This window comes from Escherichia sp. S10b (assembly GCF_028421345.1).
In the GTDB taxonomy this organism is placed as follows: Bacteria; Pseudomonadota; Gammaproteobacteria; order Enterobacterales; family Enterobacteriaceae; genus ECMA0423.
In genome coordinates, this window is the sequence record NZ_JAHZSO010000156.1 from 95567 (window position 1) to 113266 (window position 17700).

General features: G+C 50.1%; 16 protein-coding genes. 15 read left to right on the forward strand and 1 reads right to left on the reverse strand.

The features are described 5' to 3' along the window. Positions 1-2 precede the first annotated feature (2 nt). The 15 genes from paaE (at position 3) to FTE26_RS09980 (ending at position 16845) form a co-directional block, all read left to right on the forward strand. Complete coding sequence (gene paaE / locus FTE26_RS09910) at positions 3-1073, forward strand: 1,2-phenylacetyl-CoA epoxidase subunit PaaE (protein WP_000206364.1); 1071 nt, start codon at positions 3-5, stop codon at positions 1071-1073. After that, the gene (paaF, locus tag FTE26_RS09915; RefSeq protein WP_001292333.1) at positions 1070-1837 is read left to right on the forward strand and encodes a 2,3-dehydroadipyl-CoA hydratase PaaF; all 768 of its coding nucleotides are present in this window, start codon (positions 1070-1072) and stop codon (positions 1835-1837) included. The genes paaE and paaF overlap by 4 nt, the downstream gene beginning before the upstream one ends. Further along, positions 1837-2625, forward strand: a complete 789-nt coding sequence (gene paaG / locus FTE26_RS09920; protein WP_000969777.1) for a 2-(1,2-epoxy-1,2-dihydrophenyl)acetyl-CoA isomerase PaaG — start codon at positions 1837-1839, stop codon at positions 2623-2625. The genes paaF and paaG overlap by 1 nt, the downstream gene beginning before the upstream one ends. Before the next feature lies 1 nt (position 2626). Continuing rightward, the gene (gene paaH, locus FTE26_RS09925; RefSeq protein WP_000973369.1) at positions 2627-4054 is read left to right on the forward strand and encodes a 3-hydroxyacyl-CoA dehydrogenase PaaH; all 1428 of its coding nucleotides are present in this window, start codon (positions 2627-2629) and stop codon (positions 4052-4054) included. Continuing rightward, positions 4044-4466 carry a hydroxyphenylacetyl-CoA thioesterase PaaI gene (gene paaI / locus FTE26_RS09930; protein WP_000018415.1) on the forward strand — a complete coding sequence of 141 codons (423 nt, stop codon included), beginning with the start codon at positions 4044-4046 and terminating at the stop codon, positions 4464-4466. Before paaH ends, paaI begins: the two co-directional genes overlap by 11 nt. After that, the gene (gene paaJ / locus FTE26_RS09935; protein ID WP_001206185.1) at positions 4466-5671 is read left to right on the forward strand and encodes a bifunctional 3-oxoadipyl-CoA/3-oxo-5,6-dehydrosuberyl-CoA thiolase; all 1206 of its coding nucleotides are present in this window, start codon (positions 4466-4468) and stop codon (positions 5669-5671) included. Before paaI ends, paaJ begins: the two co-directional genes overlap by 1 nt. 26 nt (positions 5672-5697) lie before the next feature. After that, positions 5698-7011, forward strand: coding sequence for a phenylacetate--CoA ligase PaaK (gene paaK / locus FTE26_RS09940; RefSeq protein ID WP_000632280.1), 1314 nt, complete (start codon positions 5698-5700; stop codon positions 7009-7011). A gap of 100 nt (positions 7012-7111) precedes the next feature. Continuing rightward, on the forward strand, positions 7112-8062 hold the full coding sequence (gene paaX / locus FTE26_RS09945; RefSeq protein ID WP_000039887.1) for a phenylacetic acid degradation operon negative regulatory protein PaaX: 951 nt from the start codon (positions 7112-7114) through the stop codon (positions 8060-8062). Further along, positions 8044-8634, forward strand: coding sequence for a phenylacetic acid degradation protein PaaY (gene paaY, locus FTE26_RS09950; RefSeq protein WP_001123453.1), 591 nt, complete (start codon positions 8044-8046; stop codon positions 8632-8634). Before paaX ends, paaY begins: the two co-directional genes overlap by 19 nt. 229 nt (positions 8635-8863) lie before the next feature. After that, positions 8864-9724, forward strand: coding sequence for a pyridoxine 4-dehydrogenase (gene pdxI / locus FTE26_RS09955; RefSeq protein WP_000097797.1), 861 nt, complete (start codon positions 8864-8866; stop codon positions 9722-9724). A 63-nt stretch (positions 9725-9787) separates the two neighbouring features. After that, complete coding sequence (locus tag FTE26_RS09960; RefSeq protein WP_000471488.1) at positions 9788-12094, forward strand: DUF2773 domain-containing bactofilin; 2307 nt, start codon at positions 9788-9790, stop codon at positions 12092-12094. A 170-nt stretch (positions 12095-12264) separates the two neighbouring features. Next, positions 12265-12870: a CDP-alcohol phosphatidyltransferase family protein gene (locus FTE26_RS09965; protein ID WP_000177525.1), complete on the forward strand. Its 606-nt coding sequence runs from the start codon at positions 12265-12267 to the stop codon at positions 12868-12870. Continuing rightward, on the forward strand, positions 12870-13766 hold the full coding sequence (locus FTE26_RS09970; protein ID WP_000890909.1) for a phosphatidate cytidylyltransferase: 897 nt from the start codon (positions 12870-12872) through the stop codon (positions 13764-13766). Before FTE26_RS09965 ends, FTE26_RS09970 begins: the two co-directional genes overlap by 1 nt. A 15-nt stretch (positions 13767-13781) precedes the next feature. Continuing rightward, on the forward strand, positions 13782-15539 hold the full coding sequence (locus tag FTE26_RS09975; RefSeq protein WP_000431817.1) for a bifunctional alpha/beta hydrolase/class I SAM-dependent methyltransferase: 1758 nt from the start codon (positions 13782-13784) through the stop codon (positions 15537-15539). After that, positions 15529-16845, forward strand: a complete 1317-nt coding sequence (locus tag FTE26_RS09980; protein WP_000627376.1) for a phosphatase PAP2/dual specificity phosphatase family protein — start codon at positions 15529-15531, stop codon at positions 16843-16845. Before FTE26_RS09975 ends, FTE26_RS09980 begins: the two co-directional genes overlap by 11 nt. 50 nt (positions 16846-16895) lie before the next feature. Here the strand turns inward: FTE26_RS09980 and azoR are convergent, their stop codons facing one another. Then, positions 16896-17501: an FMN-dependent NADH-azoreductase gene (gene azoR / locus FTE26_RS09985; RefSeq protein WP_000048955.1), complete on the reverse strand. Its 606-nt coding sequence runs from the start codon at positions 17499-17501 to the stop codon at positions 16896-16898. Positions 17502-17700 lie beyond the last annotated feature (199 nt).

Consider the following 17700-nt stretch of genomic DNA (forward strand, 5'->3'; position numbering starts at 1 on the left):
CCATGACAACGTTTCATTCCTTAACGGTGGCAAAAGTGGAGCCGGAAACCCGTGATGCGGTGACCATTACCTTTGCGGTGCCCCAGCCTTTGCAGGAGGCGTATCGCTTTCGCCCCGGTCAACATTTGACCTTAAAAGCCAGCTTTGATGGTGAAGAATTACGCCGTTGTTACTCCATTTGCCGCAGCTATCTGCCTGGCGAAATTAGTGTGGCGGTGAAAGCCATTGAAGGCGGACGTTTCTCCCGCTATGCCCGCGAACACATCCGCCAGGGTATGACGCTGGAGGTCATGGTGCCGCAGGGGCATTTCGGCTATCAGCCACAGGCCGAACGCCAGGGCCGCTATCTGGCTATTGCAGCAGGATCAGGTATTACGCCAATGCTGGCGATTATCGCCACCACTTTACAAACCGAGCCTGAAAGTCAGTTCACCCTGATCTACGGTAACCGTACCAGCCAGAGCATGATGTTTCGCCAGGCACTGGCAGACCTGAAAGACAAATATCCTCAGCGTTTACAGTTGTTGTGCATTTTCAGTCAGGAAACCCTCGACAGCGATCTGCTTCACGGGCGTATTGACGGTGAAAAATTACAGTCACTTGGGGCCTCGCTCATTAATTTTCGTCTTTATGATGAGGCATTTATTTGTGGTCCGGCGGCGATGATGGATGAGACGGAAGCCGCCTTAAAAGCACTGGGAATGCCAGATAAAACCATTCATCTGGAGCGGTTTAATACGCCTGGCACGCGCGTCAAACGTAGCGTTAACGTGCAAAGTGACGGACAAAAAGTGACTGTACGTCAGGATGGGCGGGATCGGGAAATCGTGCTTAATGCCGACGATGAAAGCATTCTCGATGCGGCATTGCGCCAGGGGGCTGATCTGCCCTATGCCTGCAAAGGCGGCGTCTGTGCGACCTGCAAATGCAAAGTGCTGCGTGGCAAAGTGGCGATGGAAACCAATTACAGTCTGGAACCGGATGAACTGGCCGCAGGCTATGTGTTGAGTTGCCAGGCACTGCCGCTGACCAGCGATGTGGTGGTTGACTTTGACGCGAAGGGGATGGCATGAGCGAACTGATCGTCAGCCGTCAGCAACAAGTATTGTTGCTGACCCTTAACCGTCCCGCCGCACGTAATGCGCTAAATAATGCCCTTCTGACGCAACTGGTAAATGAACTGGAAGCTGCGGCTATCGATACCAGCATTTCGGTCTGTGTGATTACCGGTAATGCACGCTTTTTTGCCGCCGGGGCCGATCTCAACGAAATGGCGGAAAAAGATCTCGCGGCCACCTTAAACGATACACGTCCGCAGCTATGGGCGCGATTGCAGGCCTTTAATAAACCACTCATCGCAGCCGTCAACGGTTACGCGCTTGGGGCGGGTTGCGAACTGGCATTGTTGTGCGATGTGGTGGTTGCCGGAGAGAACGCGCGTTTTGGGTTGCCGGAAATCACTCTCGGCATCATGCCTGGCGCAGGCGGAACGCAACGTTTAATCCGTAGTGTCGGTAAATCGTTAGCCAGCAAAATGGTGCTGAGCGGAGAAAGTATCACCGCCCAGCAAGCACAGCAGGCCGGGCTGGTTAGCGACGTCTTCCCCAGCGATTTAACCCTCGAATACGCCTTACAGCTGGCATCGAAAATGGCACGTCACTCGCCGCTGGCCTTACAAGCGGCAAAGCAAGCGCTGCGCCAGTCGCAGGAAGTGGCTTTGCAAGCCGGACTTGCCCAGGAGCGACAGTTATTCACCTTGCTGGCGGCAACAGAAGATCGTCATGAAGGCATCTCCGCTTTCTTACAAAAACGCACGCCCGACTTTAAAGGACGCTAATGATGGAATTCATCCTCAGTCATGTAGAAAAGGGCGTGATGACACTAACGCTCAACCGCCCGGAACGCCTGAACAGTTTTAATGATGAGATGCACGCACAACTGGCAGAGTGCCTGAAACAGGTCGAGCGCGACGACACTATCCGTTGCCTGTTACTTACAGGTGCCGGGCGCGGATTTTGTGCTGGTCAGGATCTTAACGATCGTAACGTTGATCCCACAGGCCCCGCACCGGATTTAGGGATGTCAGTTGAACGTTTCTATAACCCACTGGTACGTCGCCTGGCAAAACTGCCAAAACCGGTGATCTGTGCAGTCAATGGCGTGGCGGCAGGGGCAGGCGCAACACTGGCACTGGGGTGCGACATCGTTATTGCTGCCCGTTCAGCAAAATTCGTCATGGCGTTTAGTAAGTTAGGCTTAATACCCGATTGCGGTGGAACCTGGTTACTGCCACGCGTTGCCGGACGAGCGCGCGCCATGGGGCTGGCACTGCTGGGGAATCAACTGAGTGCTGAACAGGCGCACGAATGGGGGATGATCTGGCAGGTTGTTGATGATGAAACGCTGGCAGATACCGCGCAACAGCTGGCACGGCATCTGGCGACACAACCGACATTTGGTCTTGGACTTATCAAGCAAGCGATAAATAGCGCTGAAACCAATACGCTCGATACGCAACTGGATCTGGAACGTGACTATCAGCGACTTGCCGGACGGAGCGCAGATTATCGTGAAGGTGTCAGTGCGTTCCTGGCTAAACGCTCACCGCAGTTCACGGGGAAATAGCATGATGATAAATGTGCAAACTGTGGCAGTGATTGGGAGCGGCACCATGGGGGCAGGCATTGCTGAAGTTGCCGCCAGTCATGGACATCAGGTTTTACTGTATGACATTTCTGCTGAAGCGCTGACCCGCGCAATCGACGGGATACACGCGCGGCTAAATTCACGCGTGACGCGGGGAAAACTGACCGCTGAAACCTGTGAACGCACATTGAAACGCCTGATCCCGGTGACCGATATTCACGCGCTGGCAGCAGCGAATCTGGTTATTGAAGCGGCGTCTGAACGTCTGGAAGTTAAAAAAGCGCTCTTTGCACAACTGGCGGAAGTTTGCCCGCCACAAACGCTATTGACCACTAACACTTCGTCAATCTCTATAACCGCGATTGCTGCGGAGGTAAAAAATCCTGAACGTGTTGCGGGGCTGCATTTTTTTAACCCGGCACCGGTGATGAAGTTGGTGGAGGTGGTCAGTGGGCTGGCAACGGCAGCGGAAGTTGTCGAGCAGTTGTGTGAACTGACATTGAGTTGGGGTAAGCAGCCAGTGCGCTGTCATTCGACCCCCGGATTTATCGTTAACCGTGTTGCGCGTCCTTATTATTCCGAGGCCTGGCGGGCACTGGAAGAGCAGGTTGCTGCACCAGAAGTGATTGACGCTGCACTTCGCGATGGCGCTGGTTTCCCGATCGGGCCGCTGGAATTAACCGATCTGATTGGTCAGGACGTCAATTTTGCTGTCACCTGTTCGGTGTTTAACGCTTTCTGGCAGGAGCGTCGTTTTTTACCTTCGCTGGTGCAACAGGAACTGGTGATTGGTGGACGGTTGGGCAAGAAAAGTGGGCTGGGCGTGTACGACTGGCGCGCGGAACGTGAGGCAGTTGTTGGCCTGGAAGCGGTAAGCGACAGTTTTAGCCCAATGAAAGTAGAAAAGAAAAGTGACGGTGTCACGGAAATTGACGATGTTTTATTGATTGAGACACAAGGCGAGACGGCACAGGCGCTGGCAACACGACTGGCGCGCCCGGTGGTAGTTATCGACAAAATGGCGGGCAAGGTGGTGACCATTGCTGCGGCAGCGGTGAACCCGGACTCAGCGACCCACAAGGCCATTTATTACCTGCAACAGCAGGGCAAAACAGTGCTGCAAATTGCAGATTACCCAGGAATGCTGATTTGGCGAACGGTAGCAATGATCATCAATGAAGCCCTTGATGCGCTGCAAAAAGGCGTGGCCTCTGAACAGGATATCGATACCGCCATGCGTCTTGGGGTGAATTATCCATATGGCCCGCTTGCCTGGGGAGCGCAACTTGGCTGGCAGCGAATATTAAGGCTCCTGGAAAATCTACAACATCACTATGGCGAAGAACGCTATCGCCCATGTTCATTGCTGCGCCAACGGGCGCTTCTGGAGAGCGGTTATGAGTCATAAGGCCTGGCAAAATGCCCATGCAATGTATGAGAACGATGCCTGCGCGAAAGCGCTTGGCATCGACATTATCTCAATGGATGAAGGCTTTGCTGTAGTGACCATGACCGTCACTGTACAAATGCTTAATGGTCATCAAAGTTGCCACGGCGGGCAGCTATTTTCACTGGCTGATACTGCCTTTGCCTACGCCTGCAATAGCCAGGGGTTGGCAGCTGTCGCTTCTGCCTGCACGATTGATTTTTTACGTCCAGGCTTTGCCGGAGACACCTTAACTGCGACTGCGCAGGTTCGTCATCAGGGCAAGCAAACCGGTGTTTACGACATCGAAATTGTTAACCAACAACAAAAAACGGTTGCGCTGTTTCGCGGTAAATCTCACCGCATCGGCGGCACCATTATAGGAGAAGCCTGATGCGTGAAGCCTTTATTTGTGACGGAATTCGTACGCCAATTGGTCGCTACGGCGGGGCATTATCAGGTGTTCGGGCTGATGATCTGGCTGCTATCCCTTTGCGGGAACTGCTGGTGCGAAACCCGCGTCTCGATGCGGAGTGTATCGATGATGTGATCCTCGGCTGTGCTAATCAGGCGGGAGAAGATAACCGTAACGTAGCCCGGATGGCGACTTTACTGGCGGGGCTGCCGCAGAGTGTTTCCGGCACAACCATTAACCGCTTGTGTGGTTCCGGGCTGGACGCACTGGGGTTTGCCGCACGGGCGATTAAAGCGGGCGATGGCGACTTGCTGATCGCTGGTGGCGTGGAGTCAATGTCTCGGGCACCGTTTGTTATGGGCAAGGCAACCAATGCATTTTCTCGTCAGGCTGAGATGTTTGATACCACTATTGGCTGGCGATTTGTGAACCCGCTCATGGCTCAACAATTTGGAACTGACAGCATGCCGGAAACGGCAGAGAATGTAGCTGAACTGTTAAAAATCTCGCGAGAAGATCAAGATAGTTTTGCGCTACGCAGTCAGCAACGTACGGCAAAAGCGCAATCCTCAGGCATTCTGGCTGAGGAGATTGTTCCGGTTGTGTTGAAAAACAAGAAAGGCGTTGTAACAGAAATACAACATGATGAGCATCTGCGCCCGGAAACGACGCTGGAACAGTTACGTGGGTTAAAAGCACCGTTTCGTGCCAATGGGGTGATTACCGCAGGCAATGCCTCCGGGGTGAATGACGGAGCCGCTGCGTTGATTATTGCCAGTGAACAGATGGCAGCAGCGCAAGGACTGACGCCGCGGGCGCGTATCGTAGCCATGGCAACCGCCGGGGTGGAACCGCGTCTGATGGGGCTTGGTCCGGTGCCTGCAACTCGCCGGGTGCTGGAACGCGCGGGGCTGAGTATTCACGATATGGACGTGATTGAATTGAACGAAGCGTTCGCGGCCCAGGCGTTGGGTGTACTACGCGAATTGGGGCTGCCTGATGATGCCCCACATGTTAACCCCAACGGAGGCGCTATCGCCTTAGGCCATCCGTTGGGAATGAGTGGTGCCCGCCTGGCACTGGCTGCCAGCCATGAGCTGCATCGGCGTAACGGTCGTTACGCATTATGCACCATGTGCATCGGTGTCGGTCAGGGCATCGCCATGATTCTGGAGCGTGTTTGAGCATATCAACCTGCGAGTACCCTACAATGATAACCAATACAAAGCTTGACCCGATTGAAACCGCGTCTGTTGATGAGTTACAGGCGTTGCAAACACAGCGTCTGAAATGGACGCTCAAACACGCGTATGAAAATGTCCCGATGTATCGGCGAAAATTCGACGCAGCAGGCGTACATCCTGATGATTTCAGGGAACTTTCAGACCTGCGTAAATTTCCCTGTACCACCAAACAGGATCTGCGCGACAACTATCCCTTTGACACCTTTGCCGTGCCGATGGAACAAGTGGTGCGCATTCATGCTTCTTCGGGAACCACAGGTAAACCGACAGTTGTCGGTTATACGCAAAACGATATTGATAACTGGGCCAATATTGTAGCGCGTTCTTTGCGTGCGGCAGGGGGCTCGCCCAAAGACAAAATTCATGTTGCCTATGGTTACGGCCTGTTTACTGGTGGGCTGGGCGCGCACTATGGTGCCGAACGTCTGGGCGCTACGGTGATCCCGATGTCTGGCGGGCAGACGGAAAAACAAGCGCAACTGATCCGCGATTTTCAACCAGATATGATCATGGTTACGCCATCTTATTGCCTTAACCTGATTGAAGAGCTGGAGCGGCAGTTGGGCGGTGATGCCAGCGGTTGCTCGCTGCGGGTTGGCGTGTTTGGTGCTGAGCCGTGGACACAGGCCATGCGTAAAGAGATTGAACGGCGTCTGGGGATCACCGCACTGGATATTTATGGCCTGTCAGAAGTGATGGGGCCGGGGGTGGCGATGGAGTGTCTGGAAACTACCGACGGTCCAACTATTTGGGAAGATCATTTCTATCCTGAAATTGTTAATCCTCATGACGGCACACCGCTTGCCGATGGTGAACATGGCGAACTGTTATTCACCACGCTGACCAAAGAAGCATTGCCGGTCATTCGTTACCGCACGCGTGATTTAACCCGACTGTTACCAGGAACGGCGCGGACTATGCGCCGCATGGATCGCATCAGCGGACGCAGCGATGACATGTTGATTATTCGCGGTGTAAATGTCTTTCCGTCACAACTGGAAGAAGAGATTGTCAAATTCGAACATTTATCGCCGCATTACCAACTGGAGGTGAACCGCCGGGGGCATCTTGATTCACTTTCTGTGAAAGTGGAGTTGAAAGAAAGTAGCCTGACATTGACGCATGAGCAGCGTTGCCAGGTATGCCACCAGCTGCGCCATCGGATTAAGTCGATGGTGGGGATCTCTACCGATGTGATGATCGTTAACTGTGGCAGTATCCCGCGTTCAGAAGGCAAGGCGTGTCGGGTGTTTGATCTGCGCAATATTGTTGGTGCCTGACGTATCGTCTGGCCCTGGTGGGGTAAAGCGCCAGGGCCAGAAGTCGATACGACCTGTGCTATGATTCATAAATCACAACAATAACAACAGACTGAAGCGAATGAGTAAACTTGATACTTTTATCCAACATGCTGTAAACGCTGTTCCGGTCAGTGGCACATCTTTGATCTCCTCTCTGTATGGTGATTCGCTTTCCCATCGTGGTGGTGAAATCTGGCTTGGTAGTCTGGCTGCTTTGCTGGAAGGGCTGGGATTTGGTGAGCGTTTCGTCCGCACCGCTTTGTTTCGTCTTAATAAAGAAGGCTGGCTGGATGTTTCCCGCATCGGGCGACGCAGTTTCTATAGCCTCAGTGATAAAGGCTTGCGCCTGACGCGACGGGCAGAAAGTAAAATTTATCGCGCAGAGCAACCTGCATGGGATGGTAAATGGCTCCTGTTGCTCTCGGAAGGTTTAGATAAATCAACGCTGGCTGATGTCAAAAAGCAGTTGATCTGGCAAGGTTTTGGCGCACTGGCACCCAGCCTGATGGCATCGCCGTCGCAAAAACTGGCCGATGTACAGACACTTTTGCATGAAGCGGGTGTGGCGGATAACGTGATTTGTTTTGAAGCGCAAATACCACTGGCGCTTTCTCGTGCAGCACTGCGTGCCAGAGTAGAAGAGTGCTGGCATTTAACTGAACAAAATGCCATGTACGAAACCTTTATTCAGTCATTCCGCCCGCTGGTGCCGCTGTTAAAAGAGGCGGCAGACGAGTTAACCCCGGAGCGGGCATTTCATATTCAGCTTTTACTGATCCATTTTTATCGCCGTGTCGTCCTTAAAGACCCATTGTTGCCGGAGGAGTTGCTTCCGGCACACTGGGCAGGGCATACGGCGCGTCAGCTGTGTATCAACATTTATCAGCGCGTAGCGCCTGCTGCTTTAGCGTTCGTTAGTGAAAAAGGTGAAACCTCGGTCGGTGAACTGCCTGCGCCGGGAAGCCTGTATTTTCAACGTTTTGGCGGCTTGAATATTGAACAGGAGGCGTTATGCCAATTTATCAGATAGACGGTCTGACTCCGGTTGTGCCAGAAGAGAGTTTTGTTCATCCGACAGCGGTATTGATCGGCGATGTTATTCTCGGCAAGGGTGTTTACGTTGGGCCAAATGCCAGCCTGCGTGGCGATTTTGGTCGTATCGTGGTGAAAGATGGCGCGAACATTCAGGATAATTGCGTTATGCACGGTTTTCCCGAACAGGATACTGTCGTGGAAGAAGATGGGCATATTGGTCATAGCGCTATCCTTCATGGTTGCATTATCCGCCGCAATGCATTAGTGGGAATGAACGCGGTAGTGATGGACGGCGCGGTGATTGGCGAGAACAGCATTGTTGGCGCATCCGCATTTGTGAAAGCCAAAGCAGAAATGCCAGCTAATTACCTGATTGTCGGCAGCCCGGCGAAAGCGATTCGTGAACTCAGTGAGCAGGAGTTGGCATGGAAAAAGCAGGGTACGCATGAGTACCAGGTGCTGGTGACACGCTGTAAGCAGACGTTGCATCAAGTCGAACCATTGCGGGAAGTTGAACCTGGCAGGCAGCGCCTGGTATTTGATGAGAATCTGCGACCGAAACAGTAACGTCCAGATACTGAACATTCTAATTTTTAGCATGTGATACCTAAACCGCAACGCTGATACAGGTTGCGGTTTTTTATTGCCGGATGCGGTACTTGACGCGTTTTGTTTTGTGTTTTTCAGGACAATAGAGCAACTCATCCAGTAATCTTGTTTACGCCCTCGCATTATTTATCTCTTTTCGTTTCTATACTGATTTTTCTTAATCCGTTTTATTACAGGGCAGGGTGCGATGAGCAGCAATACATTTACTCTCGGTACAAAATCCGTTAACCGTCTTGGTTATGGCGCGATGCAACTGGCAGGTCCTGGGGTTTTTGGCCCCCCAAGAGATCGCCACGTCGCTATAACCGTGCTGCGCGAGGCGCTGGCATTGGGCGTCAATCACATTGATACCAGCGACTTTTATGGTCCGCACGTCACCAATCAGATTATCCGCGAAGCGCTTTATCCTTACTCTGACGACCTGACAATTGTCACTAAAATTGGTGCGCGGCGTGGAGAGGACGCTTCCTGGTTGCCCGCCTTTTCTCCGGCAGAGTTGCAAAAAGCGGTGCACGATAATCTACGTAATCTCGGCCTGGACGTACTGGATGTGGTTAACCTGCGCGTTATTATGGGGGATGGTCATGGCCCAGCGGAAGGATCGATTGAAGCCAGCCTGACCGTGCTGGCAGAGATGCAACAACAAGGCCTGGTAAAACATATTGGCCTGAGCAACGTCACACCGACGCAGGTTGCAGAGGCGCGCAAGATTGCCGAAATCGTCTGTGTGCAGAACGAATACAACATTGCTCATCGTGCTGATGACGCAATGATTGATGCTTTGGCTCGTGACGGCATTGCCTACGTGCCGTTCTTCCCGCTCGGGGGCTTTACACCGCTGCAATCCTCTACGCTGTCGGATGTTGCTGCGAGCCTGGGTGCAACACCCATGCAGGTGGCGCTGGCGTGGCTGTTACAACGTTCACCGAATATTTTGCTGATCCCAGGGACGTCTTCTGTTGCGCATTTACGGGAGAATATGGCTGCTGAAAAATTGCATCTTTCTGAGGAAGTGTTGTCTACGTTGGATGGTATTTCGCGAGAATAACGAATATACAAAAGGGAAAGATGCATTTCCCTTTTGTTTCTTTTTTAATGGCATGGAGTGCATATGTTTAAGGCCAGGATTTGCGGCTGGATAGGTTTACTTCCCCTGTTTATGCTGAGTCTTCCAGTACAGGCGGAACTTCGATGTGTTGCAAATACAGTTGATATTGAACCATTTTTTTCTGCGGCTACCGCTGAAGATAAACAACAAGTTGAACAAGCTATCAACAGTAGCGTGAATCTTGTCCCCTTCGGTTTATCTGCATCGGACTGGAAAGTGCATCGTGGCGATTTAGTGGTAGAAGGTAATATAGAGAGTAATCAAAAATTGATTGTTCTTGGTAATTTGACAGTCAAAGGTAATATTTCCACTTTCTCTCTTTCTAATCCATGGGTTATTCTCGGTAACGTGACGGCAACGAATATAGTTACGGATTCACCACTGTTAATTACCGGTTCGATAAATGCAAGTGGACTGGTATTTATCGACTCATATTACGATAATCCGTCTTCGATTAAGGGGAGTATTAATGCGCGTGGAATATTTATCAATGACATAATTGCACCTGTTGTTGCGTCTTCGACAAATAGTGAATTCATGGTCCGTGCGAGTGACAAAAATGACACTGAAAATGTCAAAAAAGCGCTGATGATAATAAATCCTGATGCATATTATTGGGGTCTAATAAATGATGAAGATGCTCTGAAAGAAATTTTTAAGCGAAGCAATATTCGCATGGCAGGGAATGTCTGTAATCAGATGAAAAAAGAAGCGCTGTTTCGCCCTAAGCCTTCTCCTGAGTTAGTGCAGGAATTGCAAATGCTGGATGAAGGCAACGTTGCTGCATTTGAAGGACGAGATATTGCGACATTTGATCTTGCCATAATGCGAACTCTCCCAAGGCTTAAAGGAATTTCAGCTAACCTACGCAAACAACTTATTAATAGCAATGATGAACAAACGATTGAAAGTATGGCGAGATATATGCCTGACAATGAGATTCTGGAGTTGACCGATCAGCAATTGGGTTACCAGCCTGTTGTTCTGGGGTTGCTCGACCGTGAACCGCTCTCTGTCGAAATAATGACGCGAATGAGTCGTCTACCTGATGGTGTCGGTCCGTTGAATCTTGCGCTACGTGAAAATCTCCCTCTGGATATCGTAATGACTCTGGCGAAAAGAGATTGGGATATGATCATTCAGGAGCTTTATAAAGATGCGTGGTTATTGCCTGAATCCATTATTGATGGCTATATCCGCAGTGATGATTCCTCTATTCGTCAGGTCGGTGCTGGAGGACAACTCACCTACAATCAGGCAATGCAGTTGGCGAACGATTCATCAAACAATGTTGTCACAAGCTTAGCGTTCAAGCTGGCAGAGATGAAACACCATGGTCAATTATTGCGGATGACGCCACAAGAGAGTGACAAAGTTGCAGCCTATTTATACCAAAAATTCGAGAATGACGATGATCTAATACGTGTGTTATTTTTAGCATTGCCAGATAACTTACAGTTTAATTTTGTTAAAAGGATGGAGAAAAAATCCCCTGCCTACTTTTGCTGTCGGGATATGCAGGTAATTCACTCTGACGCTGCTCTACAACGGTTATTGACACGTTTCAACGATCCTGAGGGGTGGAGTAATCTGGCGAAAAATCAGTATCTGAGCACGTCGATGAAACAAAAAATTTGGCAACGTGCTTTATCGCATCGGAAAAATAATCCGAAAGCAGATTCAGCTGCGTATGAAACCAGCGCTGATATGATTTTGTCTGAGCTTATCAGCCACGGTGAAGTTGATGATCAGATGCTATTAAATGCCACCGCCCTGATACGTTTGGAAGACTGGGACTTTTTAGAGAGTGCATTAGTTAGTTGTGATAATTTACCCGCTGTTGTCCTCAAGGAATTACAGCAAAATACGCCACGCAATGATATTTGGGCGAAGTTTTTTCTGAGGCAGGAAAACAGCTCCCGTGCGCAGGTTGATGAAGCATTACGCGTCTATTATGCACTCGACCCCGATGCGTTAGCACAACTGGATGTACTGGCAAAACAACCGGATCGTATATGGTGGAGTACACTGGCGAAAAGCAATCTCACATTTTTCAAGTTCGGCGCACTTAACAACCGCCACACACCGCCTGCAGTACTGGCGGCAGAAATTGATCCCGAGTGGTGGATTGTGGCGATGAATAATCCCCGTTTTCCAGTTGATGTATTAAAGGCGAGGCTGAAACGTGATCCTTTGCTGGCGTTAGAGCTTGTTAACCCTGAACTGGATTTAGTCCGCCAGCTGGCGCTTAACGGTAAGACGCGCGCAATACGGGAACAAGCGATGAGAAAACTTGATGAGTTGTATTGATCCACAACGTAATATTTCTTAACCCTTTGATTAATTGGGTATAATTATTCCTGACAGTGAGTCCCCAATACCTTGATATATTCTGAATTTTTAATGAAGCGGCGTGTTGCGATATCTCCGTCAGGGGAATTGATGCACCATAGCGCAAACCGAATTATCAAGGATTGATAATGACGCTCTACCAGATAAAACCGCTCTTTCAGTCGCTGTTAAGGCCGACGATGTTTTGGCTTTACAAGCACCACGTTACAGCGAATCACATCACTCTTGCTGCACTGGCGCTTTCTCTTCTTACCGGATTGCTGTTGATGTTGGTGGCACAACCCATCCTCTTTATGCTATTGCCCATCGTGCTTTTTATCCGTATGGCGCTCAATGCGCTGGATGGCATGTTGGCGCGTGAGTGCAATCAGCAAACACGGCTTGGGGCAATTTTGAATGAGACTGGTGATGTTATTTCCGATATTGCGCTCTATTTACCATTTTTATTTTTACCGGAAAGTAACGCATCACTCGTGATACTCATGTTATTTTGCACCATATTGACCGAGTTTTGCGGTTTACTCGCGCAGACGATTAACGGTGTTCGCAGTTATGCCGGTCCATTTGGCAAAAGCGATCGCGCGTTAATATTTGGTCTGTGGGGTCTGGCCGTTGCCATTTATCCACAGTGGATGCAGTGGAATAATCTTTTATGGAGCATTGCTTCAATTCTGCTTCTCTGGACTGCGATTAATCGTTGTCGGAGTGTGCTTCTTATGAGCGCTGAAAGATAATGCTGGAAAAATCTCTGGCAACACTTTTCGCGTTGTTAATTTTAGCAACGCTGATAAACCATTTTCTGCTATGGCGGTTACCGGAGAGAAAAGAGGATGAAGTTACATTACGTATTCGTACCTGGTGGGGCATCGTCATTTGTTTTTCACTGGTGATTTCAGGTCCACGCTGGATGACGTTGACGTTTTTTGCGCTGATAAGTTTTCTGGCATTGAAAGAATATTGTACGCTTATATCTGTACATTTTCCGCGGTGGTTATATTGGGTTATTCCTCTTAACTATTTGTTTATCGGTTTTAATTGCTTTGAGCTGTATCTATTATTTATACCTTTGGCTGGGTTTCTAATATTAGCCACCGGGCAAGTTTTTATGGGGGACCCCTCCGGTTTTCTGCATACCGTGAGCGCCATTTTTTGGGGCTGGATAATGACCGTTTTCGCCTTGAGTCATGCCGCCTGGTTATTAATGTTGCCAACCACAAATATCCAGGGCGGGGCGTTACTGGTGTTATTTCTTTTGGCATTAACCGAGTCAAACGATATTGCACAGTATTTATGGGGGAAATCCTGCGGCAGAAGAAAAGTGGTCCCCAAAGTCAGCCCGGGAAAAACGCTGGAAGGTCTGGTGGGGGGCGTAATCACCACCATGATTGCGTCACTGATTATTGGACCGTTGCTGACACCGCTAAATACATTACAGGCATTATTAGCGGGTTTGTTAATTGGTATTAGTGGTTTTTGCGGCGATGTCGTGATGTCAGCCATCAAACGAGATATTGGTGTTAAAGATAGTGGGAAACTATTACCAGGACATGGCGGACTCCTTGACAGGATTGACTCATTAATTTTCACCGCTCCGGTATTTTTTTATTTTATTCGCTACTGCTGTTACTGAAGGAAAATAGAGAAAATGGAAAATTCACGCATCCATGGGGAACATTTTTTTACCAGCAGTGATAATACAGCGTTGTTTTATCGGCACTGGCCCGCTTTACAGCCCGGGGCTAAAAAGGTCATCGTCTTATTTCATCGCGGTCATGAACATTCTGGTCGTCTACAACATCTCGTTGATGAACTGGCGATGCCAGATACTGTTTTTTATGCCTGGGATGCCCGAGGGCATGGACAAACTTCGGGGCCGCGTGGTTATAGCCCATCTCTTGCGCGTTCAGTGCAGGATGTCGATGAATTTGTTCGTTTTGCTGCCAGCGATAGCCAGGTCGGACTGGATGAGGTGGTAGTGATCGCGCAAAGCGTCGGCGCAGTGCTGGTTGCCACATGGGTTCATGATTATGCGCCTGCAATTCGCGGGCTGGTGCTGGCTTCTCCGGCCTTTAAGGTTAAATTGTATGTACCGCTGGCACGTCCTGCGCTGGCGTTATGGCATCGTCTGCGTGGTCTGTTTTTTATTAATTCCTATGTGAAAGGACGCTATTTGACCCACGATCGGCAACGGGTGGCGAGTTTCAATAATGATCCGCTGATCACACGGGCGATTGCCGTTAATATCTTGCTCGATCTCTACAAAACGTCTGAACGTATTATTAGAGATGCGGCGGCGATTACGCTCCCCACGCAACTTCTGATATCAGGCGATGACTATGTGGTGCATCGCCAACCGCAGATTGATTTTTATCAGAGATTACGTAGCCCTCTGAAAGAGCTGCATCTGCTGCCAGGCTTTTATCACGACACGTTGGGTGAAGAGAACAGGGCGCAGGCATTTGAAAAAATGCAAAGCTTTATTAGTCGTTTATATGCTAACAAGTCACAAAAATTTGATTATCAGCATGAAGACCGCACTGGACCATCAGCGGATCGCTGGCGGCTCCTTTCAGGTGGACCCGTGCCATTATCGCCGGTTGATTTGGCGTATCGCTTTATGCGAAAGGCGATGAAATTGTTCGGGGCGCACTCTGCGGGCCTGCATCTCGGAATGAGCACCGGCTTTGATTCAGGCAGTTCCCTGGATTATGTCTATCAAAATCAACCGCAAGGCAGTAACGCATTCGGGCGCTTAATTGACAAAATCTACCTGAACAGTGTTGGCTGGCGCGGTATTCGCCAGCGTAAAACCCATTTACAAATACTGATTAAACAAGCCGTTGCCGATCTCCACGCCAAAGGTTTAGCCGTCCGCGTGGTTGACATTGCCGCAGGGCATGGGCGCTATGTACTGGATGCGCTGGCAAACGAGCCTGCCGTAAGCGATATTTTGTTACGTGATTACAGTGAGTTAAATGTTGCACAGGGGCAAGCGATGATTGCCCAACGGGGAATGTCTGGGCGGGTGCGTTTTGAACAGGGCGATGCGTTTAACCCGGAGGAACTCAGCGCGTTAACTCCGCGGCCTACGCTGGCGATTGTCTCTGGCCTGTATGAGCTTTTTCCCGAAAATGAGCAGGTAAAAAACTCACTCGCAGGTCTTGCCAATGCCATCGAACCGGGCGGCATTCTCATCTACACCGGGCAGCCGTGGCACCCTCAACTGGAGATGATTGCCGGGGTGTTAACCAGTCATAAAGATGGTAAACCGTGGGTAATGCGCGTGCGTTCGCAAGGGGAGATGGATTCACTCGTGCGTGATGCCGGATTTGATAAATGCACACAACGGATTGATGAGTGGGGTATTTTTACGGTTTCGATGGCGGTGCGTCGTGATAACTGAACGTCGGAACGTATTGCTACAAGGCGCTGGCTGGTTATTGTTGCTGGCCCCGTTTTTCTTCTTCACCTATGGATCTCTTAATCAGTTCACCGCGGTTCAGGACCTTAACAGCCATGATATCCCCAGTCAGGTATTCGGTTGGGAAACGGCGATCCCTTTTCTTCCCTGGACTATTGTTCCTTACTGGAGTCTGGATCTTTTATATGGATTTTCGCTGTTCGTTTGTAGCACGACATTCGAACAGCGCCGACTTGTCCACCGGCTTATTCTGGCAACGGTAATGGCCTGCTGCGGTTTTTTGCTCTATCCGCTGAAGTTTAGTTTTATCCGTCCTGAAGTGAGTGGGGTGACGGGATGGCTATTTTCGCAACTTGAACTGTTTGATCTGCCTTATAACCAGTCTCCTTCGCTGCATATTATTCTCTGCTGGCTACTTTGGCGTCACTTTCGTCAGCATCTGGCTGAGAGGTGGCGTAAAGTCTGTGGCGGATGGTTTTTACTCATCGCTATTTCTACTCTGACGACCTGGCAGCATCATTTTATTGATGTCATCACAGGGCTGGCGGTAGGTATGTTGATTGACTGGATGGTGCCCGTCGATCGTCGTTGGAATTATCAGAAACCTGATCAACGTCGAATCAAAATAGCACTGCCATATGTCGTAGGCGCGGGCTCGTGCATTGTGTTGATGGAGCTAATGGTGATGATTCAGTTATGGTGGTCAGTCTGGTTATGTTGGCCAGTATTATCGCTACTCATTATTGGCCGTGGGTACGGTGGGCTTGGCGCGATAACAACAGGGAAAGATAGTCAGGGGAAACTCCCGCCCGCCGTTTACTGGCTGACATTGCCCTGCCGCATCGGGATGTGGCTGTCTATGCGTTGGTTTTGTCGTCGCCTGGAGCCGGTGAGCAAAATGACTGCTGGTGTTTATTTAGGGGCGTTTCCACGACATATTCCGGCACAGAATGCGGTTCTGGACGTCACCTTTGAATTCCCTCGCGGACGAGCGACAAAAGATCGACTCTATTTCTGTGTACCGATGCTGGATCTGGTGGTTCCGGAAGAGGGGGAGCTCCGACAGGCCGTGGCGATGCTGGAAACATTACGCGAAGAGCAAGGCAGCGTTCTGGTCCATTGCGCGTTGGGATTATCGCGCAGTGCGCTGGTAGTGGCGGCATGGTTGTTATGTTACGGACACTGTAAAACCGTTGATGAAGCGATTAGTTATATTCGAGCCAGACGTTCGCATATTGTGCTTAAGGAAGATCACAAAGCGATGCTGAAATTATGGGAAAACAGGTAAGTGGATTGAGATGTGGACTGAACTACAGTCCACATCAAGATCGTGTCCGGTTATGCAGCAACAATGCTGTCGATGGCCGCTTTCGCGTCAGACTGCGCTTTCGCTGCCATTTCCGGACCGTATGCGATCCCTTCGGCGAAGACAAATTTCACATCGGTAATGCCGATAAAGCCGAGGAACGTGGACAGATACGGCGTCACCAGGTCCGTTGGTCCATCTTTGTGGAGCCCACCGCGGCTGGTAATAACGATGGCTTTTTTACCCGTTACCAGACCTTCCGGACCGTTCTCGGTATAGCGGAAAGTAACGCCTGCGCGTGCAACCAGGTCAAAATAGTTTTTCAACTGAGTTGAGATGTTGAAGTTATACATCGGTGCCGCAATAACGATAACGTCGTGGGCTTTCAGCTCGGCAATCAGCTCATCGGAAAGCGCCAGAGCTTCCTGCTGACGCGGAGTCAGCGGCGCATCGCTCGGACGCAGTGCACCAACCAGTTCGCCATCCAGTACCGGAATCGGATTTGCAGCCAGGTCGCGAACGGTGATTTCATCAGCGGAGTGCTTTTCGCGCCATTGTTCAACAAAATAATCGGACAACTGATTAGACTGAGAGTACCCTGCCAGGATGCTGGATTTAAGAACTAATACCTTGCTCATGGTGTTTCCTTATAGATGTTTGAATGGGCGATGCCCGTTGCTTGCTGACACTTTATTCACAATCCTGCCACAGAGATAGCGCAATAAATCGAAGCCTATGTTCGAATTTATTGAACAACGCATAGAAAGCCGCGATGTGGTACTCTATATCTATCATTTAAAAGAAAATTAATCAGGCAGACTACTGCCCACTAACGTT

Excerpts from the sequence above, each read along its gene's own strand:
- paaE (WP_000206364.1), top strand. The coding sequence starts at position 3 with ATGACAACGTTTCATTCCTTAACGGTGGCAAAAGTGGAGCCGGAAACC.
- paaF (WP_001292333.1), top strand. The coding sequence starts at position 1,070 with ATGAGCGAACTGATCGTCAGCCGTCAGCAACAAGTATTGTTGCTGACC.
- paaG (WP_000969777.1), top strand. The coding sequence starts at position 1,837 with ATGATGGAATTCATCCTCAGTCATGTAGAAAAGGGCGTGATGACACTA.
- paaH (WP_000973369.1), top strand. The coding sequence starts at position 2,627 with ATGATGATAAATGTGCAAACTGTGGCAGTGATTGGGAGCGGCACCATG.
- paaI (WP_000018415.1), top strand. The coding sequence starts at position 4,044 with ATGAGTCATAAGGCCTGGCAAAATGCCCATGCAATGTATGAGAACGAT.
- paaJ (WP_001206185.1), top strand. The coding sequence starts at position 4,466 with ATGCGTGAAGCCTTTATTTGTGACGGAATTCGTACGCCAATTGGTCGC.
- paaK (WP_000632280.1), top strand. The coding sequence starts at position 5,698 with ATGATAACCAATACAAAGCTTGACCCGATTGAAACCGCGTCTGTTGAT.
- paaX (WP_000039887.1), top strand. The coding sequence starts at position 7,112 with ATGAGTAAACTTGATACTTTTATCCAACATGCTGTAAACGCTGTTCCG.
- paaY (WP_001123453.1), top strand. The coding sequence starts at position 8,044 with ATGCCAATTTATCAGATAGACGGTCTGACTCCGGTTGTGCCAGAAGAG.
- pdxI (WP_000097797.1), top strand. The coding sequence starts at position 8,864 with ATGAGCAGCAATACATTTACTCTCGGTACAAAATCCGTTAACCGTCTT.
- FTE26_RS09960 (WP_000471488.1), top strand. The coding sequence starts at position 9,788 with ATGTTTAAGGCCAGGATTTGCGGCTGGATAGGTTTACTTCCCCTGTTT.
- FTE26_RS09965 (WP_000177525.1), top strand. The coding sequence starts at position 12,265 with ATGACGCTCTACCAGATAAAACCGCTCTTTCAGTCGCTGTTAAGGCCG.
- FTE26_RS09970 (WP_000890909.1), top strand. The coding sequence starts at position 12,870 with ATGCTGGAAAAATCTCTGGCAACACTTTTCGCGTTGTTAATTTTAGCA.
- FTE26_RS09975 (WP_000431817.1), top strand. The coding sequence starts at position 13,782 with ATGGAAAATTCACGCATCCATGGGGAACATTTTTTTACCAGCAGTGAT.
- azoR (WP_000048955.1), bottom strand. The coding sequence starts at position 17,501 with ATGAGCAAGGTATTAGTTCTTAAATCCAGCATCCTGGCAGGGTACTCT.